We start from the raw sequence: 26,473 nt of genomic DNA, 5'->3' as shown, positions 1-26,473 counted from the left end.
CCCACAGGGAGAGGGAGAAAACGCCACCGGGCAAAAAACTACGATGCCGCAATAAACAGATCCCGCAGCTGATGCAGCTGATCGCGGATTTGCGCGGCCTCTTCGAACTCCAGGTTCTGCGCATGCTGCATCATCTGCCCTTCCAGCTCGTGGATCTTCTGCTGCAACGCTTTCGGCGTCAGCGCGACGGTATCCTCTTCCACCACTGAACGGGCCTTGCTGCGGCCTTTCGCTTTGGTCTTCGCAATGTTCTGACCCAGCGCCAGGATATCCACCACCTTCTTGTTCAGCCCCTGCGGCGTGATGCCGTGCTCTTCGTTGTAGCGCTGCTGCTTCTCGCGACGACGTTCCGTTTCGCCAATCGCTTTGGCCATCGACGGGGTGATTTTATCCCCGTACAGGATCGCCTTCCCGTTGACGTTACGCGCGGCGCGGCCTATGGTCTGGATCAGCGAGCGCTCGGAACGCAGGAAGCCCTCTTTGTCCGCGTCCAGAATCGCCACCAGCGACACCTCAGGCATATCCAGCCCTTCTCGCAGAAGGTTAATACCGACCAGCACGTCGAACTCGCCCAGACGCAGATCGCGGATGATCTCCATACGCTCCACGGTATCGATATCCGAGTGCAGATACCGCACCTTCTCACCGTGTTCTTCCAGATACTCCGTCAAATCTTCCGCCATACGTTTGGTGAGCGTGGTAACCAGCACGCGCTCGTTGATGGCGGAACGGGCACGTATTTCCGAGAGCAGATCGTCCACCTGCGTCGCCACCGGACGCACCTCGATAATTGGATCCAGCAGCCCGGTCGGACGCACCACCTGGTCCACCACGTCATCACCGGATTTTTCCAGCTCGTAGTTGCCCGGCGTCGCCGATACGTAGATGGTCTGCGGAGCAAGCGCCTCAAATTCTTCAAACTTCATCGGACGGTTGTCCAGCGCTGACGGCAGTCGGAACCCGTACTCCACCAGCGTCTCTTTACGCGCGCGGTCACCGCGGTACATCCCGCCGATCTGGGGGATCGTAACGTGGGATTCGTCGATCACCAGCAGGCCGTCCGCCGGAAGGTAGTCAAACAGCGTCGGCGGCGCTTCGCCCGGCCCGCGCCCGGAGAGGTAGCGCGAGTAGTTTTCGATGCCGGAGCAGTAGCCCAGCTCGTTCATCATCTCCAGATCGAACTGGGTACGCTGGCTCAGGCGCTGCTCTTCCAGCAGCTTATTGTTCGCCAGCAGCACCTTACGGCGGTCCGCCAGCTCGGTTTTGATCTCTTCCATCGCCTGCACAATACGCTCGCGCGGCGTTACATAGTGCGTTTTTGGGTAGATGGTGAAGCGCTGGATCACCGACTCGACGTGACCGGTCAACGGATCGAACAGCGACAGGCGTTCAACCTCTTCGTCGAACAGCTCTACGCGCAGCGCCATATCGTCCGACTCCGCCGGGAAGATATCAATCACCTCGCCGCGCACGCGGAAGGTCCCGCGCTGGAACGCCTGATCGTTACGGGTGTACTGCAACTCCGCCAGACGGCGCAAAATCGCACGCTGATCGATGATCATCCCCTGCGTCAGGTGCAGCATCATCTTGAGATAGAGATCCGGATCGCCCAGGCCGTAGATCGCCGACACCGAGGCCACCACCACCACATCACGACGCTCCAGCAGCGCCTTGGTCGCCGACAAACGCATCTGCTCGATATGTTCGTTCACCGAGGCATCTTTCTCGATAAACGTGTCGGAGCTGGGAACGTAGGCTTCCGGCTGGTAGTAGTCGTAGTAGGAGACGAAATACTCCACCGCGTTTTCCGGGAAGAACTCTTTCATCTCACCATACAGCTGCGCCGCCAGCGTTTTGTTCGGCGCGAGAACCATCGTCGGACGCTGGAGATCGGCAATGACGTTGGCAATGGTGAAGGTTTTGCCCGAACCGGTAACCCCCAGCAGGGTCTGGTGCGCCAGCCCGTCCTCCAGCCCCTCTTCCAGGCGACGAATAGCCTCGGGCTGATCCCCGGAAGGACGGAAAGCAGAATTCAGTTTAAACGGTTTACTCATGGGCGACGACCTGATGACAGAATAAGCGGCAGGTGAGTAATTTTACTCGTTGTGGCCAGGATTGCCAGTAAAAAACACTGGATGAAAAACCAGTAGCGTGTCAGGATATTTAGCGTAGCGCAGAGAGGATTAGTGCGTTCGCGAGCCAAATTTCGACTGTGACAAAATAAAACACCAGCCTCAGGGGGTTATCCCCAGAACTATTACTTTTTTAACATTTGTCAAGGGCGGTTATGAAAGTTTTATGGCAACAGGTCTCGCTGGCGTTGAGGGAATTGCTTTTATCTAATTCGTTAAAAAATAAAGACTAATTTATTAAGCCGCGTTTCGCACCAATTTGGTTGTAACCCGCGTATTCTCTCGCTTATCGCGGGTTTTCTAACTCTAATGCACAAGGTTATCCACAGGAATAGTGGATAACTGCCTCCAGCCCGTACAGCATGCACTCCAGCAAATTCCCGGTTTTTCCCACGAAGCGGCAGTAAAAAATTTTTATCACTCTTTTTTGCCTGGAAAACGTTCATTTTTTCATAAGCGACTGGCGAGATCTTAATCACAATTCTGTCATTTCTCCTGCACCACAATTCGACATACGCAGCACCGGGAGTGTGCAATTCGTATAAACGTTCAGCTTTTGATAGTGAGTTATTCCTAAAAATGGCCTTTTTTTAATCATTATGAAGTTCCTGGCAGGCGTTTTGCAGACATCACTCTGTGCATCACCCCACACATTTTTAAGGAGAGAAAGATGTTGAGTCTGCGTGCTGTAAATCAGTTTTACGGAAGCCAACATACGCTATGGAACGTGAATATCGATTTCCCGCAAGGCATCTGTACGGGCATTGTTGGCCTGCCTGGCATGGGCAAATCCACGCTTATGAACTGCATTACCGGAAAGGTGCCCGTCGAGAGCGGCACCATCATCTGGCATGAGGCTGGCGCGCCGCCGCATAACTTGCTCAACCCTGCGTCAGCATTCCCGGCGCCGCCGACGATAGGCTACGTCCCGCAGGATCGGCGAATATTTTCCCAGCTCACCGTCGATGAAAATCTGCATATCGCTATGCGGGCGACGGGGAAACCCGACCCGGCATCAAAAAGTGACGTGTATGCCCTGTTTCCGGAGCTCTATCCGCTGCGACAGAGCCGTGCCTCTGCGCTGTCCCCTGACGACCAGTATCAGCTGGCCCTCGCCAGTGCGCTGGTTAATCGTCCACGCGTGTTGATTCTGGATGAGCCCATGCATGGCGCAGGGCACGGTTTCGCGCGCAGGCTGGGGCAGTTGCTGGTGCGGTTGAATCGGGAGCTGGGAATGACGGTGCTGTTAGCGGAGCAACAGCTGTCGTTTATCCGCCGGGTAGCGGATCGTTTCTGCATGCTCTATCGCGGACGTAACGTGGCACAGGGCCACGTTAACGAGCTGGATGACGACCTTATTGCGCACTGGATGGCGCGGGACATAAGGCGCTGAGGTCGAGATAGCGTCCGGTTTCCGCCTGCTCTGCGCCGTCGGCAAGCCACGGGATCTCGCCGAGAAACGGCGCAGGCAGCACCCGCTTCAGCGTCGCCAGATACTCAGCATGACGTTTACCCGGCGCTACCACGTCATTGGCAATCCACCCTGCCAGACGCAACCCGGCCTGCTGCACGGCCTGGGCGGTCAGCATGGCGTGATTGATACAGCCAAGCTTCACGCCAACCACCAGAATGACCGGAAGCTGCTCGGCCTGCACCCAGTCAGCAAATGTCTGCTCGTCGGACAGCGGGGTAAACCAGCCGCCAGCCCCCTCCACCAGCACCCAGTCGGCCTGCGTTTCCAGGACGCGTAACCCGGAAGAGAGCACCGAAAAATCAATCGGACGATCTTCATCGACGCTGACGATGTGCGGCGAGGTGGGTTCAGCAAAGGTATAGGGGTTCACCGCAGAATAGGCCAGCGTAAGGCTGCTGTTACGCTGTAGCGCCAGCGCATCGGTATTACGTAAGCCTTCCGGCGTCATCTCGCTGCCGGAGGCTACGGGCTTATACCCGGCCGTAGTTTTCCCCAGCAGACGCGCCGCCTGCAACAGCGCGGCGCTGGCAACCGTTTTACCGACTTCAGTGTCCGTGCCGGTAACAAAATAACGTTCAGTCACGTTCAATAATCCCATGAAAAAGATGATAAGAGAGCGGGAACCGGCCCCGCTCCTGCGGCCAGGCCAGCTCGAGACGCTGGAGTTGGCCACGGGTAAGGGGTTTCTTCTCCCGTCCGGCGTGCAGGTGCGTCGCGCCTATGCCCTTAAGCGATCGCATGGCGCTTAACGCATCGCTAAATTCGAGGGTGACGGTCTGGACCATGCTGCGATAGCGCCAGCCTGCCAGCGCCTGAGTGACCTGTTGGTGCGAGAGAAACCGGTTGGCGTGCGGCTGCGCATCCACTGCCCTCCACGCCTGATTTAGCTCTGGCAACGAACTTTCCAGCAGGGTGGTAAAGGCCACCGCTCCGCCGGGCCGCGCCACACGGTACAGCTCGCGTAGGGCCTGCGGCAGGCTGGCGCACCACTGCACCGCCAGATGGCTCCAGACAAGGTCAAACAGCGCATCCTCCAGCGGGATGGCCTCGATATCGGCCACCAGATAACGGTCTGCTGACTGCTGCTGGCGGGCCTCATCCAGCATCTGCGCGGATAAATCCAGCGCCGTGACGTGGCTACCCGTTGCGCGCCAGTAGCGGCTATTGCCGCCAGGCCCGCAGCCAGCGTCGAGCACCTGCGCAAAACGCCCCTCACCGAGCGCGGCCAGCAGCCCGCGGGCGCTCAGGCGTTGCAGCTCATCGTGCTGTGAATAGCTTTGCGCTGCCCGGCCAAACGCGGCGGCAACGGCCTGTTTATTGACGGGAGACATACAGTGCCTCCAGAAGCGTATCGATATCCTGCGGCTCGTGCGCTGCCGTGAGCGTCAGACGCAAGCGCGCGGTGCCTGGCGGCACGGTGGGTGGGCGGATCGCCGTGACCCACTGCCCCCGCTCTCGTAGCGCCTGTGCCAGCATCAGCGCCCGAGGATTCTCACCCACAATCACGGGCTGAATGGCGCTGTGCGAGTCGGTAAGCCGGTAAGGCAGTGCGCTTACCCCCCGGCGAAAACGCTGAATATGGTCGGCCAGGCGCGCCCGGCGTTCAGCGCCGTCTTCGCCGCGGATCACCGCAAGCGACGCAGAGAGCGCCACGGCCTGCGCCGGGGGCATGCTGGTGCTGTAGATCAGGTGCCGGGCGAACTGCACCAGGTAATCGGCCACCGGCTCGCTGCACAACACCGCGGCGCCGCTGACGCCGAAGCCTTTGCCGAAGGTTACCACCAGCAGTTCCGGCCTGACGCGTTGCTGGTGCGCGCTTCCGCGCCCCTCCTCGCCGGTGACGCCAATGCCGTGGGCATCGTCGACCAGCAGCCAGGCGTTCTGCTGTTTTGCGACGTCATGCAAGGTGGCAAGGGGCGCGCTGTCGCCGTCCATGCTGAATACCCCTTCCGTCACCGCCAGCTGAAGCCCTGAACAGGGTTTACCCAGCAGGACGTTCAGCTGAGAGGCATCGTTATGGGCAAAACGCCGCAGCTGCGCCGGGCTGAGACTGGCCGCTTCAAGCAGGGACGCGTGGCTCAGGCGGTCCGCGATGATGCGGTCGTCTTTGCCCATCAGGGCGGCAATCACCGCCTGATTCGCGGCAAAACCGGAGATAAACAGCAGCGCCCGCGGGTAGCCCAGCCAGTCGGCCAGCTCTTCCTCCAGCGCCTGATGCGCCGTGGTGTAGCCGCTGACGTGCCCGGAGCCACCGCTGCCCACGCCGTAACGATCCGCGCCCTGCTGCCAGGCGCGAACGATCTGCGGGTGCTGGCTCAGGCCCAGATAATCGTTGCTGGAGAAATTACAGAACCGCTCTCCTTCCCGGGAGAGAAAACGGCCTGCACCGTTTTCCACTACCCTGCGCACCCGAAACGCATCCGTCGCCCGCCGCTCGTCGAGCGCGGTCCTGATACGTGCCTGCCAGGTCATACGGCTGCCGCGTTGTAGAACTGGTCGGTGTCGGCGTTAAAAATCTGCTGCTCCAGCTGCTGCTGTTGCTCGTTATCCCCCGCCTGTACCTCGGTCTGGTGTGGGTTCAGCCCCAGCTTGCGGAACAGCTGGACATCTTTGTCCTCTTCCGGGTTTGGCGTGGTCAGCAGTTTACAGCCGTAGAAGATGGAGTTAGCCCCGGCCATGAAGCACATCGCCTGGGTCTGCTCGCTCATCTGCTCGCGACCGGCAGAGAGGCGAACATAAGAGGTCGGCATCATGATGCGTGCCACCGCGATGGTGCGGATGAAATCGAAGGCATCCACGTCCTCGTTATCCGCCAGCGGCGTGCCTTTTACCTTCACCAGCATGTTGATGGGCACGCTTTCCGGCGGGGTCGGCAGGTTTGCCAGCTGTAACAGCAGGCCGGCACGATCTTTTACCGTCTCGCCCAGTCCCACGATCCCGCCGGAACAGACCTTGATCCCCGCATCACGCACTTTATCCAGCGTGTCCAGACGCTCCTGATAGGTGCGCGTGGTGATGATGTTGCCGTAGAACTCCGGCGAAGTATCGAGGTTGTGGTTATAGTAATCCAGCCCCGCCGCCGAGAGACGCTGCGCCTGCTCTTCGTTCAGCGTACCAAGGGTCATGCAGGCTTCAAGCCCCATCTCCTTCACCCCCTTCACCATCTGCTCCAGATAGGGCATGTCGCGGTCATGCGGATTTTTCCACGCCGCGCCCATGCAGAAGCGGGTCGAGCCAGCGTTTTTGGCCTTGCGCGCGGAGTCGAGCACCTGCTCGACTTCCATCAGGCGCTCGGATTCGAGACCGGTTTTATAGCGCGCGCTTTGCGGGCAATATTTGCAGTCTTCCGGGCAAGCCCCGGTTTTGATCGACAGCAGCGTGCTGACCTGAACATGACGCGGATCGAAGTGCTGGCGGTGCACCTGTTGCGCCTCAAACATCAGCTCCAGGAAAGGTTTGTTGAATAATTCAGTGACTTGCGACATCGTCCAGCGTGCGTGGTGAGCCATCGGGCTTCTCCAAAGGGTTTTGTTAATTGTCGGTTCGGTTTATACTTGTAAACCTAAAACTTTTCAAAATGGTTTACAAGTCGATTATGACCCAGGACGATCTCGCCTTCGACAAGCAGCATATCTGGCACCCTTACACCTCCACGACCCGCCCCCTTCCCGTCTATCCGGTAGCCTCGGCCCACGGCTGCGAGCTGCATCTTGCCAGCGGCGAGCGGCTTGTTGACGGGATGTCCTCCTGGTGGGCGGCGATCCATGGCTACAACCACCCGCGACTGAACGCGGCGATGAAAGCGCAGATTGACCAGATGTCACACGTGATGTTTGGCGGGATCACGCATCAGCCCGCGGTGGATTTATGCCGTCGCCTGGTAGCGATGACGACTGAATCGCTGGAGTGCGTTTTCCTGGCCGACTCCGGCTCGGTGGCCGTGGAAGTGGCGATGAAAATGGCGTTGCAGTACTGGCATGCGAAGGGCGAAACGCGCCAGCGGTTCCTTACCTTCCGCAACGGCTATCACGGCGACACTTTCGGCGCGATGTCGGTATGTGATCCGGACAACTCCATGCACAGCCTGTGGAAAGGCTATCTGCCGGAAAACCTGTTTGCGCCAGCCCCGCAGAGCCGCTTCGACGGCGAATGGAACGAGATGGACATGGTGGGCTTCGCGCGGCTGATGGCGGCCCATCGCCACGAGATTGCCGCCGTTATTCTCGAACCGATTGTGCAGGGCGCGGGCGGAATGCGGATGTACCATCCCGAGTGGCTGAGGCGCATTCGGAAGATGTGCGACCGCGAAGGGATCCTGCTGATTGCCGATGAGATCGCCACCGGCTTTGGCCGCACCGGGAAATTGTTCGCCTGCGAGCATGCGGGGATCGCGCCGGATATTCTGTGCCTGGGGAAAGCGCTCACCGGCGGCACCATGACGCTCTCCGCCACGCTTACCACCCGCCAGGTTGCCGATACCATCAGCGACGGTGACGCGGGCTGCTTTATGCACGGCCCGACGTTTATGGGCAACCCGCTGGCCTGCGCCGTGGCAAGCGAAAGCCTCGCCATTCTGGAAAGCGGCGCATGGCAGACGCAGGTGGCGGCGATTGAGGCGCAGCTGAAGCAGCAGTTAAGCGCGGCGGCGGAGGCGGAATACGTCGCGGACGTCCGCGTACTGGGCGCCATCGGGGTAATCGAGACAACGCATCCGGTGAACATGGCCGCGTTGCAGCGCTTCTTCGTTGACCAGGGCGTGTGGGTGCGACCTTTCGGTAAGCTGATTTACCTCATGCCGCCGTACAGCATTTCTGCGGATCAGCTCCGCAAGCTGACCGGGGCAGTGGTTGAAGCCGTTAACACTTCAGCGCATTTCGCGATTTAACCCCATGCGTTACACTTTCTGAATGAGTGAGTAACGAGGAAAATCGGATGAAAATCATCAGTAAAGATTTGCGCGACGGCGAAAAGCTGCCGGAACGTCACGTGTTTAACGGGATGGGTTATCAGGGGGATAATATCTCTCCCCATCTGGCGTGGGACGATGTGCCAGCGGGAACCAAAAGTTTTGTCGTGACCTGCTACGATCCGGATGCGCCAACCGGGTCGGGCTGGTGGCACTGGATCGTGGCAAACCTGCCCGCCGACACGCGCGTGCTGCCGCAGGGCTCCGGTTCCGATCTGGTTGCTCTGCCTGACGGTGCGATTCAGACGCGCACTGACTTTGGCAAAGCGGGCTACGGCGGCGCGGCGCCGCCAAAAGGGGAAACGCACCGCTATATCTTCACCGTGCACGCGCTGGATGTGGACAAGATTGAGGTCGACGAAGGGGCGAGCGGCGCGATGGTAGGCTTTAACGTGCATTTCCATTCGCTGGGCAGCGCGTCGATTACGGCGATGTATTCGTAAAAAAAGCCGGGTGGCGGCTACGCCTTACCCGGCCTACATTTCGCACTCGTAGGCCCGGTAAGCGCAGCGCCACCGGGCATAAAATCACAGCACCGATGGTAACAGCCCCACCAGCCGTCCTTCCTCCAGAAGCTGCATCGCCTTATCAATATCCGGCGCAAAGAAGCGGTCGTCATCGTAGTGCGTAACGTGCTCGCGCAGTTCCTGGCGCGCCTGCTCCAGCAGCGGGCTGGATTTTAGCCCTTCGCGCAAATCAATACCCTGACACGCCGCCAGCCACTCCACCGCCAGCACGCCACGGGTGTTAGAGGCCATCTCCCACAGACGACGCCCGGCAGCCGGGGCCATCGAAACGTGATCTTCCTGGTTGGCTGAGGTTGGCAGGCTGTCCACGCTGTGCGGATGCGACAGGGCTTTGTTCTCGCTTGCCAGTGCCGCGGCGGTGACCTGGGCTATCATGAAGCCCGAGTTCACGCCGCCGTTGCGCACCAGGAATGGCGGCAGCTGGGACATGTGCTTATCCATCATCAGCGCGATTCGACGCTCAGACAACGCCCCGATTTCGGCAATCGCCAGGGCGATATTATCTGCGGCCATCGCCACCGGCTCGGCGTGGAAGTTACCGCCAGAAACCACCTCATTTTCCTGAGCAAATACCAGTGGGTTATCGGACACCGCATTGGCCTCCACCAGCAGCACTTCTGCCGCCTGGCGCAGCTGCGTCAGGCATGCGCCCATCACCTGCGGCTGGCAGCGCAGGGAATACGGATCCTGCACCTTCTCACAGTTGTGATGCGAATCGGCAATGTCGCTGGTATCGGTAAGTACGTGGCGGTACATGGCAGCGGCATCAATCTGCCCGCGCTGGCCGCGCACCTCGTGGATGCGGGCATCGAACGGACGACGCGAGCCGAGCACCGCCTCAGTGGTCAGTGCACCGCACACCACCGCCGAAGCGAACAGATCTTCCGCTTCAAACAGACCGCGCAGCGCGAAAGCGGTCGACGCCTGCGTGCCGTTGAGCAGCGCCAGCCCCTCTTTTGCCGCGAGGGTGATCGGCGTTAAGCCAGCTTTTTTCAGCGCCTCTTTCGCAGGCAGCCACTCCCCTTGCCAGCGCGCCTGGCCTTCACCCAGCAGGAGCAGCGACATATGCGCCAGCGGCGCCAGATCGCCGGAGGCGCCGACGGAGCCCTTCGCCGGGATCCACGGATAAACTTCCGCATTGACCAGCGCCATCAGCGCCTGGATCACGCTCAGACGAATGCCGGAAAACCCACGCGCCAGGCTGTTGATTTTCAACACCATCATCAGGCGGACGATCTCATCGTCCAGCGGCTGGCCAACCCCCGCCGCGTGCGACAGCACCAGCGAACGCTGTAAATTCTCCAGATCGTGCGTGGCGATGCGGGTCTGCGCCAGCAGGCCAAACCCGGTATTGATGCCGTAGGCGGTGCGCCCCTCCGCCACAATCGCCTCCACGCAGGCCACGCTGTCGTTAATGGCACGGTGGGCGCTTTCATCAAGGGAGAGTGTCATCGGCTGACGCCAGACGTGACGCAGCTGTTTGAGCGTCAGCGAGCCGGGAGTAAGTGTTAACGCGTTCATGCAGGCTTTCCTTGTGTGGCGGGGATCATCGGCAGGTTCAGGCCCTGCTCTTGGGCACAATCAATGGCAATCTCGTAACCCGCATCCGCGTGACGCATCACGCCGGTTGCCGGGTCGTTGTGCAGCACGCGAGCGATACGCGCGGCCGCTTCATCAGTTCCGTCACAGACGATGACCATCCCGGAGTGCTGGGAGAAGCCCATCCCGACGCCGCCGCCGTGGTGCAGCGACACCCAGGTCGCGCCGCTGGCGGTGTTCAGCAGGGCATTCAGCAGCGGCCAGTCGGAGACCGCATCCGAGCCGTCGCGCATGGCTTCGGTTTCACGGTTCGGACTGGCGACAGAGCCGGAGTCCAGGTGGTCGCGGCCAATGACGATCGGCGCGGAGACTTCGCCGCTGCGCACCATTTCGTTAAAGGCGAGGCCGAGTTTTTGCCGCCACTCCAGCCCGACCCAGCAGATACGCGCCGGCAGGCCCTGGAAGTTAATGCGCTCGCGCGCCATATCCAGCCAGCGATGCAGGTGTTCGTCGTCGGCGACAATCTCTTTCACTCTGGCGTCGGTTTTGTAGATATCCTCCGGATCGCCGGACAGGGCAACCCAGCGGAACGGCCCAATGCCGCGGCAGAACAGAGGACGAATATAGGCGGGCACGAAGCCGGGGAAGTCAAAGGCGTTATTCACCCCCATCTCTTTCGCCATCTGGCGGATGTTATTCCCGTAATCAAAGGTCGGAATACCCATCTTACTGAAGGCCAGCATCGCGGAGACGTGTTCCGCCATGGCGCGTTTAGCCGCCAGTACCGTGCCCTCAGGATCGGTTTCCGCTTTTTGCTGGTAGTCTTCCCACGTCCAGCCCTTTGGCAGATAGCCGTGGAGCGGATCGTGAGCGCTGGTCTGGTCGGTGACCAGATCCGGACGCACGCCGCGCGCCACCAGTTCCGGCAGAATAACCGCCGCGTTGCCGCACAGGGCAACCGAAACGGCTTTGCCTTCAGCGGTGTACTTTTTGATGCGCGCCAGCGCGTCATCGAGGTTGTCGGCCTGTTCATCGACATAGTGGGTACGCAGACGGAAATCGATGCGGCTCTGCTGGCACTCAATGTTCAGGGAGCACGCGCCCGCCAGCGTCGCGGCCAGCGGCTGCGCGCCGCCCATGCCGCCCAGTCCAGCGGTGAGCACCCAGCGGCCTTTCAGTGATCCGTTATAGTGCTGACGGCCCGCTTCCACGAAGGTTTCATACGTGCCCTGCACAATCCCCTGGCTGCCGATGTAGATCCAGCTACCCGCGGTCATCTGGCCGTACATGGCCAGCCCTTTTGCGTCCAGCTCGTTGAAGTGTTCCCACGTCGCCCAGTGCGGCACCAGGTTGGAGTTGGCAATCAGCACGCGGGGCGCATTTTTATGGGTTTTGAATACGCCCACCGGTTTGCCGGATTGCACCAGCAGCGTTTCGTCGTTTTCGAGATTCGTCAAAGACTCGACAATCGCGTCATAGCACGCCCAGTTGCGCGCGGCGCGGCCAATGCCGCCGTAGACCACCAGCTCGTGGGGATTTTCTGCTACCTCAGGATCAAGGTTGTTCATCAACATGCGCAGCGGTGCTTCGGTGAGCCAGCTTTTTGCGGTGAGCGTGGTGCCGCGCGCGGCGCGGACATCCTGCTTGCGGTATTTATCTGACGACATTGTGTGTTCCTCATAAGGGACAGGTGATGCGTTTAGATATACTTGTATAGACAAGCACACACAAGGTCGGATTTAACAAAAAAGATACAATTTTGCTATATTGCGTTAGCGATCACGCTTATAAAACTTATGACATAAAGTGGCCCTGCAACCGGTAGCGATTCCCCGGGAATAGCAGCTTCGCATGCGACACAATTTGCGAGGACGACCAGGTACGACGGCGGATCAGCAGACAGGGATCGTGCTCTTTAATACGCAACAGCTCGCACTCCTGCGGCGTGGCGCGCACGGCTTCCACGATATGCTCCCCTTCCGTCAGCGGGGCGACGAGCGAGAGATACGCATGCGGTGTGGTTTGGGTGTAATCCTGGCTCAGGTAATCCGGTATCCGCTCCGCGTTGACGCAGCGATCTTCAATCTGGACCGGAATGTCGTTCTCATAATGCACCATCACCGAATGGAAAATCCGGGTGCCCTCGGTAACGTTCAGCTCGATGGCTTGTTCGGCGCTGGCCTGCGTCTCTTCAAGCACCAACACCTCGCAGTGGTGCTGATGGTTGCGGGCGGCAATTTCATCGGCAATGCTGCGGATTTCAAACAGCGCCGACTGTCCTTTTGGCTCGGCGACAAAGGTTCCGACACCCTGCAAACGCACCAGCAACCCTTCATCGGTCAGTTCACGCAGTGCGCGGTTGATGGTCATTCGGCTAAAGCCAAACTGCGCCACCAGCTCGGCCTCGGACGGAATGCGGTCGTGCGGGCGCCAGACGCCGGCGGCGATTTTTTCGCTGATCGCCTGCTTCACCTTTTCGTAAAAAGGCGCGGGAGGGCTCGGCTGCGGCAGGGGCGAGCGTGAAAACATCATGACTCCTTGAATGTTGTTATGCCCACCAGTGAGCAATTTGCCAGGCCAGTCGGGCGGCGAGCTTAGCGCCCTGACCGTCCCGATCGTAGTGCGGATTAAATTCCACCAGATCCGCCGCCTGTAGTTTACCGCTTCGGCAGATACGCTCAATCACCGGGAACAGATCCAGCGCCGGGATCCCCAACGCCGCAGGGGCGGACACGGCGGGCATTTCTGCGGCAGGCAGCACATCGAGGTCAACGGTGAGATAAACCCGGTCTGCCTGCGCAAGCACGCTATCCAGCGCGGATAGCGCATCCCGGCGAAAATCGAGATCTTCAACCAGCGTCACGTTCAACCGCTCAGCTTCCTCCCACAGCGCCTGAGTATTCGCCGCACGGCTTACCCCCAGGCAGGCGTAGTGAAACACCCGCGAATGAGACGCGCAGTAGTGCGCCAGCTGGCGGAACGGCGTGCCGGACGTTGCCCGTTCGGCCTTGCGTAAATCGAGGTGCGCATCCAGGTTGATCACCGCAAGGCGATCGTTCGGAAAGGCGTCCAGCACGCCGCGCCCGTGCGCCCAGGCGGTTTCATGTCCACCACCGAAAACCAGAGTACGCATCCCGGATTGCTGGCACGCGGTTATGGCCTCGCTCAGCGCCTGCTGTGCCGCCTCCAGCGCGTGGCCTTCAACATAAATAGCGCCCATATCCACGAGGCGCGCATGCCCCTGATGGCTCGCCATATTCGCCAGCGCGCCACGCAACACATCGGGTGCCTGTGCAGCACCGGGCCTGCCCTGGTTACGCTTAACCCCTTCATCACATTCAAAGCCCAGCAGGGCGATGCCTGACGGCGCGGGAGAAAAGTGTTCGCGCTGCTGTATGGTCTGGAAGAGACGTTTCGCGGTGCTGGACTCGGCGCTGTCGTCACGACCCTGCCAGACCTGCGGAGAGACGGGATGCCACAGTTTCATGCTACCTGCCCCCGAAACACGCGTTGATACATAGGATTCCGCCCCGGCTCGTAAACCATCTCAACCGGATGATTCGCCTCCCAGACGACGAAATCAGCCACATAACCTGGCTTTAACTGCCCGTGCGTCGCACCACGTCCTAGCGCCTGCGCCGCATGCCGCGTCACGCCAGCCCAGGCCTCTTCCGGCGTGAGGCCAAACTGGACGCAGGCCATGTTCATTGCCAGATGCAGGCTGGCAAACGGGCTGGTGCCCGGATTGTAGTCGGTAGCCACCGCCATCGGCACGCCCTGCTCTCTCAGCTGCGCCACCGGTGGACGCTGGCGCTCCTGAAGAAAATAGAACGCGCCGGGGAGCAATACCGCCACCGTGCCGCTTTGCGCCATCGCCTGAATACCTGAATCATCGAGATACTCAATATGATCGGCCGACAGCCCTTTATACTGGCTGACCAGCGCCGCGCCGCCGAGATTCGACAGTTGTTCTACATGCCCTTTTACCGGGATCCCGAGCGCGGCGGCGGCCCGGAACAGGCGCTCGGTTTGCGCCGGGGTAAAGCCGACGTTTTCACAAAACACGTCCACCGCTTCAAATAACTCTTTTTGCCACAGCGTGGGCATGATCTGCTCACAGACCAGCGCCAGATAGGCATCCGGATCCTGTCGGTACTCGGCAGGAACGGCGTGCGCGGCCAGCAGCGTCGGGCTGATATCGACCAGATTATTCAGGCTGAGCTGGCGGGCAACCAGCAGCATTTTCTCTTCGGCTTCGGCATTCAGTCCGTATCCCGATTTGATTTCAACGGTCGTTACGCCTTCATTCATCAGCCGCTGGAGTCGCTGCTGCGCCACCGTCAGGAGCGTTTCCGGCGAACTGTTGCGGGTGGCCGTGACCGTGGCGTTAATTCCGCCGCCCTGCGCGCTAATGGTCTGATATGACACGCCGTTAAGCCGTTGCTCCCATTCCGCTGCGCGATCGCCGCCGAACACCAGATGGGTGTGGCAATCGATCAGGCCGGGGGTAACCAGACGCCCGTCGAGATCGACACACTGACGATGCCCGGAGGGGATCTCGGATTCAGGAATAATGGCCAGAATCGTCTGGCCGCGCACAACGAGGGCATGTTGTTCTCTCAGGCCGTAGGGCTCCGCCTCACCTGTCGCCAGGGTTGCCAGTCGCGCATTTCGCCATATCACATCATCGGGATGAAGCTGCTGCATGTGCCTTCCACTTGTCATGGGTTGTATAGACATTTATTTTCATCTGCCGCCTGCTGTCAACCGCATTGGGGGAAAATGTTATTTATTTGTGATGACTTTCCCGTCGCCTGCGGGCAAAAATGCAACTTTTCCGGTTTTTATCTTCCCGTTTCGCTCAACTTAGTATAAAAAAGCAGGCTATTTCGTCTATCCAGATAAGACTTGCATACCCAGGAGCATTACCTTGAATATTTCCAGGATTTCCCGTCTGGCGTTGGCACTCGCCTTTGGCGTGACTTTATCCGCTTGCAGTTCAACACCACCGGATCAGCAACCTTCTGAGCAGGTTGCTCCGGGCACCGCTTCCCGTCCGATCCTGTCAGCGGCTGAAGCGAAGAACTTCACCCGTGCGCACTATTTCTCGGCGATGGATCCCAATGCAGCCCCGTGGACGCCTTCTTCTATTAACCTGCCGAAACAGCCAGACTTCGTTGTCGGCCCGGCCGGGGCAGAGGGCGTTACACACACCTCTATTCAGGCAGCCGTTGATGCCGCAATTACCAAACACAGCGCATCTCGTCAGTACATTGCCATCCTGCCGGGTGAATACGAAGGAACCGTTTATGTTCCGGCGGCACCGGGAAGCATTACGCTTTACGGCCTGGGCGAAAAAGCGGTCGACGTAAAAATTGGCCTGGCGATTGATTCAGAGATCGACAGCACCACCTGGCGCCATCTGGTGAACCCGGCCGGTAAATACATGCCAGGTAAACCGGCGTGGTATATGTTTGATAACTGCCAGCGCAAGCGTGCCGCCACCATTGGCGTGATGTGTTCGGCGGTATTCTGGTCACAGAACAATGGCCTGCAATTGCAGAACCTGACCATTCAGAACACCCTGGGCGACAGCGTTGACGCAGGTAATCATCAGGCCGTGGCGCTGCGTAGCGATGGCGACAAGGTACAGATTAACAACGTCAATATCCTGGGCCGCCAGAACACCTTCTTCGTGACCAACAGCGGCGTGCAGAATACCCTTCAGAACAACCGTCTGACGCGTACTCTGGTCACCAACAGCTACATTGAAGGCGACGTGGATATGGTCTCTGGCCGCGGCGCGGTGGTATTTGATAACACCGACTTCCGCGTGGTGAATTCACGTACGCAGCAGGAAGGTTACGTCTTTGCCCCGGCCACGCAGTCTAACCTGTTCTATGGCTTCCTGGCCGTGAATAGCCGCTTTACTGCTGCTGGCGATGGCGTGGCGCAGCTTGGTCGCTCTCTGGACGTGGACTCCGCCACTAACGGCCAGGTCGTGATCCGCGACAGCGTGATTAACGAAGGCTTTAACATGGCAAAACCGTGGGCGGATGCGGCGATCTCGAAACGTCCTTTCTCCGGCAACACCGGCACGGTGGATGAGAAAGACAACGTGCAGCGTAACCTGAATGACGCTAACTTTAACCGCATGTGGGAATATAACAACCGCGGTCTGGGTAGCAAAGTGGTTGCTGAGCCGAAGCAGTAAAATGCCTGCTGCCGGGTGGCGGCTGCGCCTTACCCGGCCTACCTCATGCATTAACCGCGCATAAAAAAACCTCGCATTTGCGAGGTTTTTTTCGTCTACGGATCAATGAGCGTTAATCACAACCCACATCGGCCCTTGTCCGACCGCATAGCGTCCTTTCTCTTCCAGTAGACCCTGCACGCCCTGGATTTCATAGAGCGCAATGTGGTGGGATTTCTGCCCCGCCGCAATCAGGTATTTGCCGCTGTGATCGACATTAAAGCCGCGCGGCTGGGTTTCTGTCGGCTGGAAGCCTTCAACTGCCAGAACGCTGCCGTCTTCAGAGACGCTGAAGATGGTGATCAGACTGGAGGTACGGTCACAGGCATACAGGTGACGGCCATCCGGCGTAATGTGAATGTCTGCCGCCCAGCGTGTGTCGGAGAAATCAGATGGCATCATGTCCAGCGTCTGTACGCACTCGATCTGTCCGTTAGGATCGTTCAGCTCCCACACGTCTACCGAGCTGTTCAGCTCGTTAACGACATAGGCATACTGCTGATTCGGGTGGAAGACCATGTGGCGCGGGCCTGCGCCTTCCACGGTGGTGACTTCCGCCGGGCTCTGCGCGACCAGATGACCGTCATCGCTCAGGGTGAACAGGCAGATGCGGTCCTGCTTAAGCGCTGGCACCCACAGCGTGCGGTTATCCGGCGAAATGTTGGCGGAGTGGCAACCTTCTAGCCCTTCTACCACGTCGACGGTTTCAACGGGAATACCGTCTTCCAGGCGGGTGACGCTCACGCAGCCTGCATTGTAGGAGCCGCTGAAGATAAAGTTGCCTTTATGGTCAGTGGAAATATGGGTCGGGCTGCCCGGCAGCGGGGCTTCTGCGGTATAGGTCAGCGCGCCGTCATCCGGGGAGATGCGGTATGCCAGTACGCGGAATTCCGGGCGTACGCCGACATAAAGAAAACGTTTATCCGGGCTGACGACCATCGGCTGCACCTGGCCTGGCACATCAACAACCTGAACCAGCGTAAGCGAACCTTCTGTATTCAAACGCCAGACATGGATCTGCTGACTTTCAGGACTGGCGGTATAAACGGTTTGTTTCATGAATACTCCTGATTATTTTTAACGGTGAATGCTGAATTGTAGTCCGGGATTTTGCAGGGTTCCGCTCTCGGTGTACCATCCCGACAGACCTTAAATTCAACATTAACCCGGAAGAAAAAATGACCTCGCGAGTGATTGCCCTGGATTTAGACGGAACACTGCTTACCCCTCAGAAAACCCTGCTCCCCTCTTCTCTTGAGGCCCTCAAACGAGCCCAGGAAGCGGGGTATCAACTTCTCATCGTAACGGGTCGACATCACGTAGCCATTCATCCTTTTTATCAGGCACTGGGCTTAGATACACCTGCAATTTGTTGTAATGGCACCTATTTGTATGATTATCAGGCAAAAAAGGTTTTAGCCTCCGATCCGCTTCCCGTTACGCAGGCGCTGCAATTGATTGATTTACTGGATGAGCATGCCATTCACGGCCTGATGTATGTGGATAACGCCATGGTGTATGAACGCCCTACCGGCCATGTGATCCGCACCAGCAACTGGGCTCTGTCTCTGCCGGAAGCGCAGCGTCCGGTGTTCACTCAGGTTTCCTCCCTGCGCCAGGCGGCGGAAGACGTCGACGCAATCTGGAAATTTGCCCTGACCGATGAAGACACCGCCAAACTGAATACTTTCGCAAAACATGTCGAGCATACGCTGGGTCTGGAATGTGAATGGTCCTGGCACGATCAGGTGGATATCGCCCGCAAAGGCAACAGCAAAGGAAAGCGTCTGACCCAGTTCGTCGAATCGCAGGGCGGATCAATGCAGGACGTAATTGCCTTCGGCGATAACTATAACGACATCAGCATGCTGGAAGCGTCCGGAACGGGCGTGGCGATGGGTAATGCCGATGACGCGGTGAAAGCGCGCGCTGACGTGGTGATTGGCGATAACACCACCGACAGCATCGCGCAATATATTTATACCCACCTGCTGTAATCAGGCGGTTATGGAAACGCTCTTGATTTGCGCGTAAAGCCACAGGCCAGGCTTGATGCCCAGCTCATCCCTGGCCCACGGGCTGATGCGCGCCCACAGCGTTCTGTTGCCTACTTCCAGCTGCACTTCCACCTGGCCGTTATCATCAAAACACTGCGCCACTTTTGCGCGCAAAATATTGCGGATACTGGTTTGCAGCGGCGGTTGCAGGACCAGGGAGACATCCGACGCCTGAATGCGGATCCGTAACGTGGACTGAATCGGGGTATCGATTTTATTCACCCACAAATGCTGATCGCCCAGCGCCAGCGCGGTCATCGCGTAGTGCGGATGGTGCTCCAGCACGCTCACCTTCAGAATGCTGCTCTGCTGCTCCTTTGGCAGCCATGGATGCATAACGCTGCTGCCCCACACCTCCTCCAGATTGCCGAATGCCTTCACCCTGCCCGCTTCCAGCACCAGCACTTTGTCGGCCAGATGTAAGATCTCATCCAGCGAATGGCTGACGTAGAGCATTGGCACATTGATTTCCCGCGCCAGACGTTGCAGATACGGCAGCAGCTCGCGCTTGCGCGGAATATCCAGCGAGGCCAGCGGCTCATCCAGCAGCAACAGTTCCGGCGCGGTTAACAGGGCGCGGCCAATCGCCACGCGCTGTTTTTCACCACCCGACAGCGACGACGGCAGACGATCCAGCAGCGGTTCGATGCCCAGCAGCGCCACTAGCTTATCGAACTGTCCGGCCATGTTTTTTGCCATGCCGTAACGCAGGTTCCCGCGAACGCTGTAGTGCGGAAACAGGCGCGCATCCTGAAACACATAGCCGATACGGCGTTTGTCCGGTGACAGGCAGACCTTCTTCTCCGCGTCATTTAAGACGCGGTTATTTAGCACAATACGGCCAGACTGGGGACGCGTCAGGCCGCTAATCGCATTAATCAGCGACGTTTTCCCCGCCCCGGACACGCCAAAAATGGCGGTGATACCGCTGGCAGGCAGCGTTTCGTTCAGCGTCAGGGTGTGGCTGCCCAGGGTTTGCGTAAAGTTGAGTTCCAGCATCACGATTTCCCCATCCGTTCACGGCTGAGGCGCGCCAGCCACTCAGATACCAGCAGCGAGACCAGAGCGAGCACAATCGAAATAATACACAGCCGGGCCGCCGCACCTTCGCCGCCCGGGGTCTGAATCAGGGTATACATGGCCGACGGGATGGTCCGCGTCTCGCCGGGAATGTTCGACACAAAGGTGATGGTCGCGCCAAACTCACCCAACGAGCGGGCGAAGGCTAACACCGTACCGACAATAATGCCCGGTAACGTGAGCGGAAGCGTAATGGTCAGGAATACCCGCCAGCGGCCTGCGCCCAGCGTGCGGGCGGCCTGTTCTAACCGGATATCCACCCCTTCCAGCGCCAGGCGGATAGCGCGCACCATCAGCGGGAAGGACATTACTGCCGCGGCCAGAACCGCGCCGCGCCAGCTGAAAGCGAAGGTCAGTCCGAACCAGTCGTACAGCCATTCGCCGATAAAACCGCGCCGCCCCATGGAGATCAGCAGCAGATATCCGACCACCACAGGCGGTAAGACAAGCGGAAGATGGAGAACACTGTCGAGCAGGGCTTTGCCTGGAAACTTCACGCGAACCAGTAACCAGGCAAAGAACACCCCAAAGGGCAAACTCAGCGCAACCGCCAGGGAAGAGACTTTCAGGCTCAGCAGCACGGCCTGCCATTCAGGTTCGGTCAATATCATTCGTGAGTCGTAAATCCGTAACGTTTAAAGATCGCGGACGCTTCCGGCCCCTTCAGGTAGTCAACAAAGGCCGTCACGGTCGCATTTTTATGTCCATCAACTATCGCAACAGGATATTCTACTTTCTTATGCGAGTCTTCCGGGAAGGTGCCCACCACCTTCACACCTTTACTGGCGACGGCATCGGAGCCGTAAACGATCCCGAGTGGCGCTTCGTTACGCTCCACCAGCGCCAGCGCGCCACGCACATCTTCTGCGGGAGCCAGCTTCGGCGATAAGGTCTCCCATGCACCCAGTTTTTGTAGCGCTTCTTTCGCATAAATCCCGGCAGGAACATGCTCCGGATCGCCTACCGCCAGACGGCCACCGTTGAGCAGACGGGTCCAGTCCGTCTGTTTGTTGATGGCGATGTCGTCCTGCTTGCTGTTTGTGGGCGCGACCACCACCAGGCTATTTCCCAGCAGCGTTTCGCGGGTAGCCGTATCAACAGATTTTTTCTCCACCGCGTAATCCATCCATTTCTGATCGGCAGAGATGAACAGATCCGCGGGTGCCCCCGCTTCAATCTGGCGGGCCAGCGTGGACGAGGAGGCAAACGACGAGACCACCTCGACGTTTTTCTCTTTTTTGTATACCGCAGCAATATCCTGCATCGCGTTAGTCAGCGACGCCGCCGCAAAGACCGTGATTTTTCCTTCATCCGCCAGTGCGTGGGCGGTGAGTGAGAGAGTCAGCGTTGCCCCTGCGAAAAGGCGTACCCATGAACGTGCCATTTGAAGCTCCTGTGCGTGTCGTTATATACAAATAAATATAACGACATATCGCAGGCGTTCCTAGCGCTAAATCGTACCCATTAATGCGTAAACTCAAGGAACGTTGTAAAAGATATCGGCGGGAAAGGAATAAACTTGAGAGCAAAACGCCCGGGCTGGCCGGGCGTTTTGGAGGAAATCATTGCTGCTTTTTAGGCTGGTCACGACGATGACCAATGTTCGAAAAGACGTTGAACACTTCACCCAGGCCGTAGATGGCACCGAGGATGATAGCCATCACTACTGGCACCATGATTACCGCGAATACCAGACTTTTCAACAACTCTAACATGGTTTTCTCCAGATCTTGTGAACGGCTTATTCTACCCTGAAAAGTAAGAAAAACATCCCCTTTTGTGCGGTGCGCTTTCCGCCCCCGGGCATTTGGGTCACAATAGCCTTTTTACCGGGACACTGTTATGCAGGCCGAAATTCTCCTCACCCTACGACTTCAGCAGAAGCTTTTCGCCGATCCGCGACGCATCGCCCTGTTAAAACAAATAGAACAAACTGGCTCGATTAGCCAGGGAGCCAAAAACGCCGGCATCAGCTATAAAAGCGCCTGGGATGCGATTAACGACATGAACACCCTGAGCGAACATACGCTGGTTGAGCGCGCCACCGGCGGGAAAGGCGGCGGCGGCGCCGTGTTGACGCGTTATGGGCAACGTCTGATCCAGCTCTACGATTTACTGGCGCAGATCCAGCAAAAAGCATTTGATGTGCTGAGCGATGACGACAACCTGCCGCTGGATAGCCTGCTGGGCGCCATCTCCCGTTTCTCTTTGCAGACCAGCGCCCGCAACCAGTGGTTTGGTACGGTGACGGGGCGCGATCATTCGCAGGTGCAGGAGCATATAGAGATCCTGCTCGCGGACGGTACGACGCGCCTGAAAGCCGCCATCACCGCGCAAAGTGGTCAACGCCTTGGGCTGAACGAAGGTCAGGAGGTGCTGGTATTACTCAAAGCGCCCTGGATCAGCATCGCACTCAACCCTGAGCAGGCCGCAGAGGCCGACAACCAGCTACGCGGGCGTATCAGCCACATCGAGCGCGGCGCAGAACAATGTGAAGTGCTGATGACCCTGCCGGATGGACAGTTGCTCTGCGCTACCGTTCCGGTGAACGACGCGACCGAATTAGACGAAGGTGCTGTGGTGACCGCATATTTCAATGCAGACAGGGTAATTATCGCCACATTATGCTAAGCGCATTGACAACCCTGCTTACACTGAGTATCCCTGACATCTGTTGCTGCAAAAAATGGGATAACACATGTCATCATTGCATATTTCGCAAGGCACGTTTCGTCTTAGTGATACCCGTACCTTATCGCTGCCAGAGTTAACCCTTCGCGCCGGAGAAAGCTGGGCGTTTGTGGGCACGAATGGCAGCGGAAAATCCGCGCTGGCCCGCGCTCTGGCAGGCGAATTAACCCAACTGAAGGGTGAACGTCGCTGCACCTTTACCCGGCTGACGCGCCTTTCCTTCGAACAGCTGCAAAAGCTGGTCAGCGATGAGTGGCAGCGTAACAATACCGATTTGCTCAGCCCCGGCGAAGAAGATACCGGCCGCACGACGGCGGAAATTATCCAGGATGAGATAAAAGATCCTGCCCGCTGTCAGCAGCTGGCGGAGCAATTTGGCATTACCGCCCTGCTTAATCGCCGCTTTAAATACCTTTCAACCGGTGAAACGCGCAAAACGCTGCTGTGTCAGGCGCTGATGAGCGAGCCGGAACTCCTGATCCTGGATGAACCGTTTGACGGACTGGATGTGCAGTCCCGCGCGCAGCTGGCAGCGTTGCTGGCGTCGCTTAACCAGCAGGGATACACGCTTGTGCTGGTTCTTAACCGCTTTGATGAGATCCCGGATTTCGTACATTATGCGGGCGTGCTGGCGGACTGTAGCCTGACCGAAACCGGCGAGAAAGCCGTACTGCTTCGGCAGGCGCTGATTGCGCAGCTGGCGCACAGCGAGAAACTGGACGGTATTGCCCTGCCGGAGCCGGATGCGCCCTCAGCACGCCACGGGCTGGAGCCTGACCAGCCGCGCATTGTGCTGCGCGATGGGGTGGTTGCTTACGACGATCGCCCTATTCTTAATCACCTCAGCTGGACGGTTAATCCTGGTGAGCACTGGCAGATCGTCGGCCCCAACGGAGCGGGTAAATCCACGCTGCTGAGCCTGATCACCGGGGATCACCCGCAGGGATACAGCAACGATCTCACCCTGTTCGGCCGTCGCCGCGGCAGCGGGGAAACCATCTGGGATATCAAAAAGCACATCGGCTATGTCAGCAGCAGCCTGCACCTGGACTACCGGGTGAGCACCACGGTGCGAAATGTGATCCACTCTGGCTTCTTCGACTCCATTGGTATTTATCAGGCGGTATCCGACAAGCAGCACAAGCTGGCGCAGCAGTGGCTGGATATTCTGGGTATGGATAACCGGGTCGCCGATGCGCCATTCCACAGCCTGTCGTGGGGGCAGCAGCGGCTGGCATTGATCGTCCGCGCGCTGGTCAAGCACCCTACGCTGCTGATTCTTGACGAACCGTTGCAGGGGCTGGATCCGCTCAACCGTCAGCTGATCCGCCGCTTTGTGGATGTCCTGATTAGCGAAGGTGAAACCCAGCTGCTGTTTGTGTCCCACCATGCTGAAGATGCCCCGTCCTGCATCACCCATCGGCTGGAATTTGTCCCTGACCGCGAGCAATACCGCTACCTGCTGAGCAAAATCGATTAACGCGTGGAGGGCGCTGCCCTCCGCTTTTCAGACAACCTGCAACAATACATCTCTATCTCTTTGATCTACAATGCACTCAGTCTGTGAAAAAGCGCGTGTGAAAACCAGTGTAAACGATACCACTATTTTATCCCATGTCACACTTTTCGCGTCTCTGATATGCTATGGTTAATTCATACCATAAGCCTAATGGAGCGAAATATGCGAGTTCTGGTAACAGGTGGTAGCGGTTACATAGGAAGTCATACCTGTGTGCAACTGCTGCAAAGCGGCCACGATGTCGTCATTCTTGATAACCTGTGCAACAGTAAGCGCAGCGTGCTGCCGGTCATTGAACGCCTTTCGGGTAAACAGCCGACTTTCGTGGAAGGCGACATCCGCAATGAAGCGTTGATGACTGAAATCCTTCACGATCACGCGATTGAAACCGTTATCCACTTCGCGGGCCTGAAAGCGGTTGGCGAATCGGTGGCAAAACCGCTTGAGTACTATGACAACAACGTCAACGGTACCCTGCGTCTGATCTCCGCCATGCGTGCGGCCAACGTTAAAAATTTTATCTTCAGCTCCTCCGCGACCGTCTACGGCGATCAGCCAAAAATCCCTTACGTTGAAAGCTTCCCGACCGGTACGCCGCAAAGCCCGTATGGCAAAAGCAAGCTGATGGTAGAGCAGATCCTGACCGACCTGCAAAAAGCTCAGCCTGAGTGGAGCATTGCCTTGCTGCGCTACTTCAACCCGGTTGGCGCGCATCCGTCAGGTGATATGGGCGAAGATCCGCAGGGCATTCCTAATAACCTGATGCCGTATATCGCGCAGGTTGCCGTAGGGCGCCGCGATTCCCTGGCGATTTTTGGTAACGATTATCCTACCGAAGATGGCACCGGCGTGCGCGATTACATTCATGTCATGGATCTGGCCGACGGCCACGTGGCGGCGATGCAGCAGCTGGCTGATAAACCGGGCGTGCATATTTACAACCTCGGCGCCGGGATCGGCAGCAGCGTGCTGGACGTGGTGAATGCCTTCAGTAAAGCCTGCGGCAAGCCGGTGAAGTATCACTTCGCTCCCCGCCGCGATGGCGACCTCCCGGCTTACTGGGCCGATGCCACCAAAGCGGATAAAGAGCTTAATTGGCGTGTCACCCGCACGCTTGATGAAATGGCACAGGATACCTGGCACTGGCAGTCGCGCCATCCGCAAGGCTATCCAGATTAAGGATTTGTCATGACGCAATTCAATCCCGTCGATCACCCGCATCGTCGTTTTAACCCGCTCAGCGGGCAATGGATTTTAGTTTCACCGCATCGCGCCAAGCGCCCCTGGCAGGGCGCGCAAGAGACGCCTGCCAAACAGACGCTGCCGCAGCATGATCCGGACTGTTTCCTCTGCCCGGGCAATACGCGCGTGACGGGCGATAAAAACCCGGACTACCAAGGCACCTTCGTGTTTACTAACGACTTTGCCGCGCTGATGACCGATACGCCAGACGCGCCGGAAAGCCATGACCCGCTGATGCGCTGCGAAAGCGCCCGCGGCACCAGCCGCGTGATCTGCTTCTCGCCCGATCACAGCAAAACGCTGCCGGAGCTGAGCGTGGAGGCGCTGAAAGAGGTGGTCAGCACCTGGCAGGCGCAAACCGCAGAGCTGGGGCAGAGCTATCCCTGGGTGCAGGTGTTCGAAAACAAAGGCGCGGCGATGGGCTGCTCCAACCCGCATCCGCACGGTCAGATCTGGGCGAACAGCTTCCTGCCGAATGAAGCCGAGCGTGAGGACCGACTGCAAAAAGCGTATTTCACCCAGAACGGTTCGCCGATGCTGGTGGATTACACCCAGCGTGAGCTGGCGGATGGCAGCCGTACCGTGGTGGAAACCGAGCACTGGCTTGCGGTGGTCCCTTACTGGGCGGCGTGGCCGTTTGAGACGCTGCTGCTGCCTAAAGCCCATGTTCAGCGCATTACCGAACTCAGCGACGCCCAGCGTGACGACCTGGCGCTGGCGCTGAAAAAACTGACCAGCCGCTACGACAACCTCTTCCAGTGCTCCTTCCCCTACTCCATGGGCTGGCACGGCGCGCCGTTTAACGGCGAAGAGAATCAACACTGGCAGTTACATGCACACTTCTACCCGCCGCTGCTGCGTTCTGCGACGGTACGTAAATTCATGGTGGGCTATGAAATGCTGGCGGAAACCCAGCGCGACCTGACGGCGGAACAGGCGGCAGAACGTCTGCGTGCCGTTAGCGACGTCCATTACCGCGAATCAGGAGTCTAA

At 58.5% G+C, this 26,473-nt stretch carries 24 protein-coding genes; 9 read left to right on the top strand and 15 right to left on the bottom strand.

Translation table 11 applies throughout. The features are described 5' to 3' along the window. Nucleotides 1-38: 38 nt before the first annotated feature. Entirely contained in the window at nt 39-2,054 is a 2,016-nt protein-coding gene (gene uvrB / locus ACOTWU_RS01240; RefSeq protein WP_023303330.1) for an excinuclease ABC subunit UvrB, read from the bottom strand. A 748-nt stretch (nt 2,055-2,802) separates the two neighbouring features. Between uvrB and ACOTWU_RS01235 the strand changes: the two genes are divergently transcribed. Beyond that, a complete protein-coding gene (locus ACOTWU_RS01235) occupies nt 2,803-3,525 on the top strand; it encodes an ABC transporter ATP-binding protein (protein WP_015571086.1) in 723 nt (240 codons plus the stop codon). Here ACOTWU_RS01235 and bioD read toward each other — a convergent pair. Genes bioD through bioB form a run of 4 tightly spaced genes read right to left on the bottom strand, consistent with a single transcriptional unit; the run spans nt 3,488 to nt 7,115 of the window. Beyond that, nucleotides 3,488-4,189 (bottom strand): dethiobiotin synthase, encoded by a 702-nt coding sequence (bioD, locus tag ACOTWU_RS01230; RefSeq protein ID WP_023303329.1) that lies wholly within the window; start codon nt 4,187-4,189, stop codon nt 3,488-3,490. The genes ACOTWU_RS01235 and bioD overlap by 38 nt on opposite strands. Continuing rightward, complete coding sequence (gene bioC, locus ACOTWU_RS01225; RefSeq protein ID WP_040117398.1) at nt 4,182-4,937, bottom strand: malonyl-ACP O-methyltransferase BioC; 756 nt, start codon at nt 4,935-4,937, stop codon at nt 4,182-4,184. Before bioC ends, bioD begins: the two co-directional genes overlap by 8 nt. Further along, nucleotides 4,921-6,078 (bottom strand): 8-amino-7-oxononanoate synthase, encoded by a 1,158-nt coding sequence (gene bioF / locus ACOTWU_RS01220; protein WP_126499043.1) that lies wholly within the window; start codon nt 6,076-6,078, stop codon nt 4,921-4,923. The genes bioC and bioF overlap by 17 nt, the downstream gene beginning before the upstream one ends. Beyond that, the gene (gene bioB / locus ACOTWU_RS01215) at nt 6,075-7,115 is read right to left on the bottom strand and encodes a biotin synthase BioB (RefSeq protein ID WP_023303328.1); all 1,041 of its coding nucleotides are present in this window, start codon (nt 7,113-7,115) and stop codon (nt 6,075-6,077) included. The genes bioF and bioB overlap by 4 nt, the downstream gene beginning before the upstream one ends. Nucleotides 7,116-7,201: 86 nt before the next feature. On the opposite strand from bioB, the gene bioA reads away from it, so the two are divergent. After that, nucleotides 7,202-8,491 carry an adenosylmethionine--8-amino-7-oxononanoate transaminase gene (gene bioA, locus ACOTWU_RS01210; protein WP_421625751.1) on the top strand — a complete coding sequence of 430 codons (1,290 nt, stop codon included), beginning with the start codon at nt 7,202-7,204 and terminating at the stop codon, nt 8,489-8,491. 47 nt (nt 8,492-8,538) lie between these two features. Continuing rightward, entirely contained in the window at nt 8,539-9,015 is a 477-nt protein-coding gene (locus ACOTWU_RS01205) for a kinase inhibitor (protein WP_003858531.1), read from the top strand. A gap of 84 nt (nt 9,016-9,099) precedes the next feature. Here the strand turns inward: ACOTWU_RS01205 and hutH are convergent, their stop codons facing one another. The 5 genes from hutH to hutI all read right to left on the bottom strand — a co-directional run bounded on the left by hutH (nt 9,100) and on the right by hutI (nt 15,345). Further along, complete coding sequence (gene hutH, locus ACOTWU_RS01200; protein ID WP_032670307.1) at nt 9,100-10,620, bottom strand: histidine ammonia-lyase; 1,521 nt, start codon at nt 10,618-10,620, stop codon at nt 9,100-9,102. Beyond that, a complete protein-coding gene (gene hutU, locus ACOTWU_RS01195; protein ID WP_032670308.1) occupies nt 10,617-12,305 on the bottom strand; it encodes a urocanate hydratase in 1,689 nt (562 codons plus the stop codon). The genes hutH and hutU overlap by 4 nt, the downstream gene beginning before the upstream one ends. Before the next feature lie 127 nt (nt 12,306-12,432). Continuing rightward, nucleotides 12,433-13,167 (bottom strand): histidine utilization repressor, encoded by a 735-nt coding sequence (locus ACOTWU_RS01190; protein WP_017384945.1) that lies wholly within the window; start codon nt 13,165-13,167, stop codon nt 12,433-12,435. A 19-nt stretch (nt 13,168-13,186) separates the two neighbouring features. Beyond that, entirely contained in the window at nt 13,187-14,125 is a 939-nt protein-coding gene (gene hutG / locus ACOTWU_RS01185) for a formimidoylglutamase (protein WP_047063390.1), read from the bottom strand. Then, a complete protein-coding gene (gene hutI / locus ACOTWU_RS01180; protein WP_032670311.1) occupies nt 14,122-15,345 on the bottom strand; it encodes an imidazolonepropionase in 1,224 nt (407 codons plus the stop codon). The genes hutG and hutI overlap by 4 nt, the downstream gene beginning before the upstream one ends. A gap of 223 nt (nt 15,346-15,568) precedes the next feature. Between hutI and ACOTWU_RS01175 the strand changes: the two genes are divergently transcribed. Continuing rightward, entirely contained in the window at nt 15,569-16,852 is a 1,284-nt protein-coding gene (locus ACOTWU_RS01175; protein WP_023296146.1) for a putative acyl-CoA thioester hydrolase, read from the top strand. A gap of 102 nt (nt 16,853-16,954) precedes the next feature. Here the strand turns inward: ACOTWU_RS01175 and pgl are convergent, their stop codons facing one another. Then, a complete protein-coding gene (gene pgl / locus ACOTWU_RS01170) occupies nt 16,955-17,950 on the bottom strand; it encodes a 6-phosphogluconolactonase (protein WP_015571095.1) in 996 nt (331 codons plus the stop codon). Between the two features lie 119 nt (nt 17,951-18,069). On the opposite strand from pgl, the gene ACOTWU_RS01165 reads away from it, so the two are divergent. Further along, entirely contained in the window at nt 18,070-18,888 is an 819-nt protein-coding gene (locus ACOTWU_RS01165) for a pyridoxal phosphatase (RefSeq protein WP_017384949.1), read from the top strand. Here ACOTWU_RS01165 and modC read toward each other — a convergent pair whose 3' ends face one another. The 4 genes from modC to ACOTWU_RS01145 form a co-directional block, all read right to left on the bottom strand. Beyond that, a complete protein-coding gene (modC, locus tag ACOTWU_RS01160; protein WP_017694124.1) occupies nt 18,889-19,947 on the bottom strand; it encodes a molybdenum ABC transporter ATP-binding protein ModC in 1,059 nt (352 codons plus the stop codon). Beyond that, the gene (modB, locus tag ACOTWU_RS01155; RefSeq protein ID WP_003858545.1) at nt 19,947-20,639 is read right to left on the bottom strand and encodes a molybdate ABC transporter permease subunit; all 693 of its coding nucleotides are present in this window, start codon (nt 20,637-20,639) and stop codon (nt 19,947-19,949) included. Before modB ends, modC begins: the two co-directional genes overlap by 1 nt. Continuing rightward, the gene (gene modA / locus ACOTWU_RS01150; protein ID WP_017384951.1) at nt 20,636-21,412 is read right to left on the bottom strand and encodes a molybdate ABC transporter substrate-binding protein; all 777 of its coding nucleotides are present in this window, start codon (nt 21,410-21,412) and stop codon (nt 20,636-20,638) included. The genes modB and modA overlap by 4 nt, the downstream gene beginning before the upstream one ends. A 178-nt stretch (nt 21,413-21,590) precedes the next feature. Next, nucleotides 21,591-21,743, bottom strand: coding sequence for an AcrZ family multidrug efflux pump-associated protein (locus ACOTWU_RS01145; RefSeq protein ID WP_003858549.1), 153 nt, complete (start codon nt 21,741-21,743; stop codon nt 21,591-21,593). A gap of 127 nt (nt 21,744-21,870) precedes the next feature. Here ACOTWU_RS01145 and modE point away from each other — a divergent pair, with 127 nt between their 5' ends. From modE to galT, 4 genes are all read left to right on the top strand, one after another. Next, entirely contained in the window at nt 21,871-22,659 is a 789-nt protein-coding gene (modE, locus tag ACOTWU_RS01140; RefSeq protein ID WP_015571099.1) for a molybdenum-dependent transcriptional regulator, read from the top strand. A gap of 67 nt (nt 22,660-22,726) precedes the next feature. Further along, entirely contained in the window at nt 22,727-24,199 is a 1,473-nt protein-coding gene (gene modF / locus ACOTWU_RS01135) for a molybdate ABC transporter ATP-binding protein ModF (protein ID WP_126499044.1), read from the top strand. 201 nt (nt 24,200-24,400) lie between these two features. Further along, complete coding sequence (galE, locus tag ACOTWU_RS01130; RefSeq protein ID WP_003858554.1) at nt 24,401-25,417, top strand: UDP-glucose 4-epimerase GalE; 1,017 nt, start codon at nt 24,401-24,403, stop codon at nt 25,415-25,417. 9 nt (nt 25,418-25,426) lie between these two features. Beyond that, entirely contained in the window at nt 25,427-26,473 is a 1,047-nt protein-coding gene (galT, locus tag ACOTWU_RS01125) for a galactose-1-phosphate uridylyltransferase (protein ID WP_017694127.1), read from the top strand.

The sequence above is a fragment of the Enterobacter cloacae complex sp. GYL001 genome, from assembly GCF_049237125.1.
In the GTDB taxonomy this organism is placed as follows: Bacteria; Pseudomonadota; Gammaproteobacteria; order Enterobacterales; family Enterobacteriaceae; genus Enterobacter; species Enterobacter hormaechei_C.
The sequence above is the reverse complement of the archived record's forward strand: the minus strand, read 5'-3'. Positions and strand labels throughout refer to the sequence as shown.

Bases quoted from the DNA above. Each gene is read 5' to 3' on its own strand.
- hutI (WP_032670311.1), bottom strand. From the start codon at position 15,345: ATGCAGCAGCTTCATCCCGATGATGTGATATGGCGAAATGCGCGACTG.
- bioA (WP_421625751.1), top strand. From the start codon at position 7,202: ATGACCCAGGACGATCTCGCCTTCGACAAGCAGCATATCTGGCACCCT.
- modA (WP_017384951.1), bottom strand. From the start codon at position 21,412: ATGGCACGTTCATGGGTACGCCTTTTCGCAGGGGCAACGCTGACTCTC.
- bioF (WP_126499043.1), bottom strand. From the start codon at position 6,078: ATGACCTGGCAGGCACGTATCAGGACCGCGCTCGACGAGCGGCGGGCG.
- ACOTWU_RS01145 (WP_003858549.1), bottom strand. From the start codon at position 21,743: ATGTTAGAGTTGTTGAAAAGTCTGGTATTCGCGGTAATCATGGTGCCA.
- hutU (WP_032670308.1), bottom strand. From the start codon at position 12,305: ATGTCGTCAGATAAATACCGCAAGCAGGATGTCCGCGCCGCGCGCGGC.
- uvrB (WP_023303330.1), bottom strand. From the start codon at position 2,054: ATGAGTAAACCGTTTAAACTGAATTCTGCTTTCCGTCCTTCCGGGGAT.
- modF (WP_126499044.1), top strand. From the start codon at position 22,727: ATGTCATCATTGCATATTTCGCAAGGCACGTTTCGTCTTAGTGATACC.
- ACOTWU_RS01165 (WP_017384949.1), top strand. From the start codon at position 18,070: ATGACCTCGCGAGTGATTGCCCTGGATTTAGACGGAACACTGCTTACC.
- bioB (WP_023303328.1), bottom strand. From the start codon at position 7,115: ATGGCTCACCACGCACGCTGGACGATGTCGCAAGTCACTGAATTATTC.
- galE (WP_003858554.1), top strand. From the start codon at position 24,401: ATGCGAGTTCTGGTAACAGGTGGTAGCGGTTACATAGGAAGTCATACC.
- galT (WP_017694127.1), top strand. From the start codon at position 25,427: ATGACGCAATTCAATCCCGTCGATCACCCGCATCGTCGTTTTAACCCG.
- ACOTWU_RS01235 (WP_015571086.1), top strand. From the start codon at position 2,803: ATGTTGAGTCTGCGTGCTGTAAATCAGTTTTACGGAAGCCAACATACG.
- hutG (WP_047063390.1), bottom strand. From the start codon at position 14,125: ATGAAACTGTGGCATCCCGTCTCTCCGCAGGTCTGGCAGGGTCGTGAC.
- ACOTWU_RS01205 (WP_003858531.1), top strand. From the start codon at position 8,539: ATGAAAATCATCAGTAAAGATTTGCGCGACGGCGAAAAGCTGCCGGAA.
- pgl (WP_015571095.1), bottom strand. From the start codon at position 17,950: ATGAAACAAACCGTTTATACCGCCAGTCCTGAAAGTCAGCAGATCCAT.
- modB (WP_003858545.1), bottom strand. From the start codon at position 20,639: ATGATATTGACCGAACCTGAATGGCAGGCCGTGCTGCTGAGCCTGAAA.
- modC (WP_017694124.1), bottom strand. From the start codon at position 19,947: ATGCTGGAACTCAACTTTACGCAAACCCTGGGCAGCCACACCCTGACG.
- hutH (WP_032670307.1), bottom strand. From the start codon at position 10,620: ATGAACGCGTTAACACTTACTCCCGGCTCGCTGACGCTCAAACAGCTG.
- bioC (WP_040117398.1), bottom strand. From the start codon at position 4,937: ATGTCTCCCGTCAATAAACAGGCCGTTGCCGCCGCGTTTGGCCGGGCA.
- modE (WP_015571099.1), top strand. From the start codon at position 21,871: ATGCAGGCCGAAATTCTCCTCACCCTACGACTTCAGCAGAAGCTTTTC.
- ACOTWU_RS01190 (WP_017384945.1), bottom strand. From the start codon at position 13,167: ATGTTTTCACGCTCGCCCCTGCCGCAGCCGAGCCCTCCCGCGCCTTTT.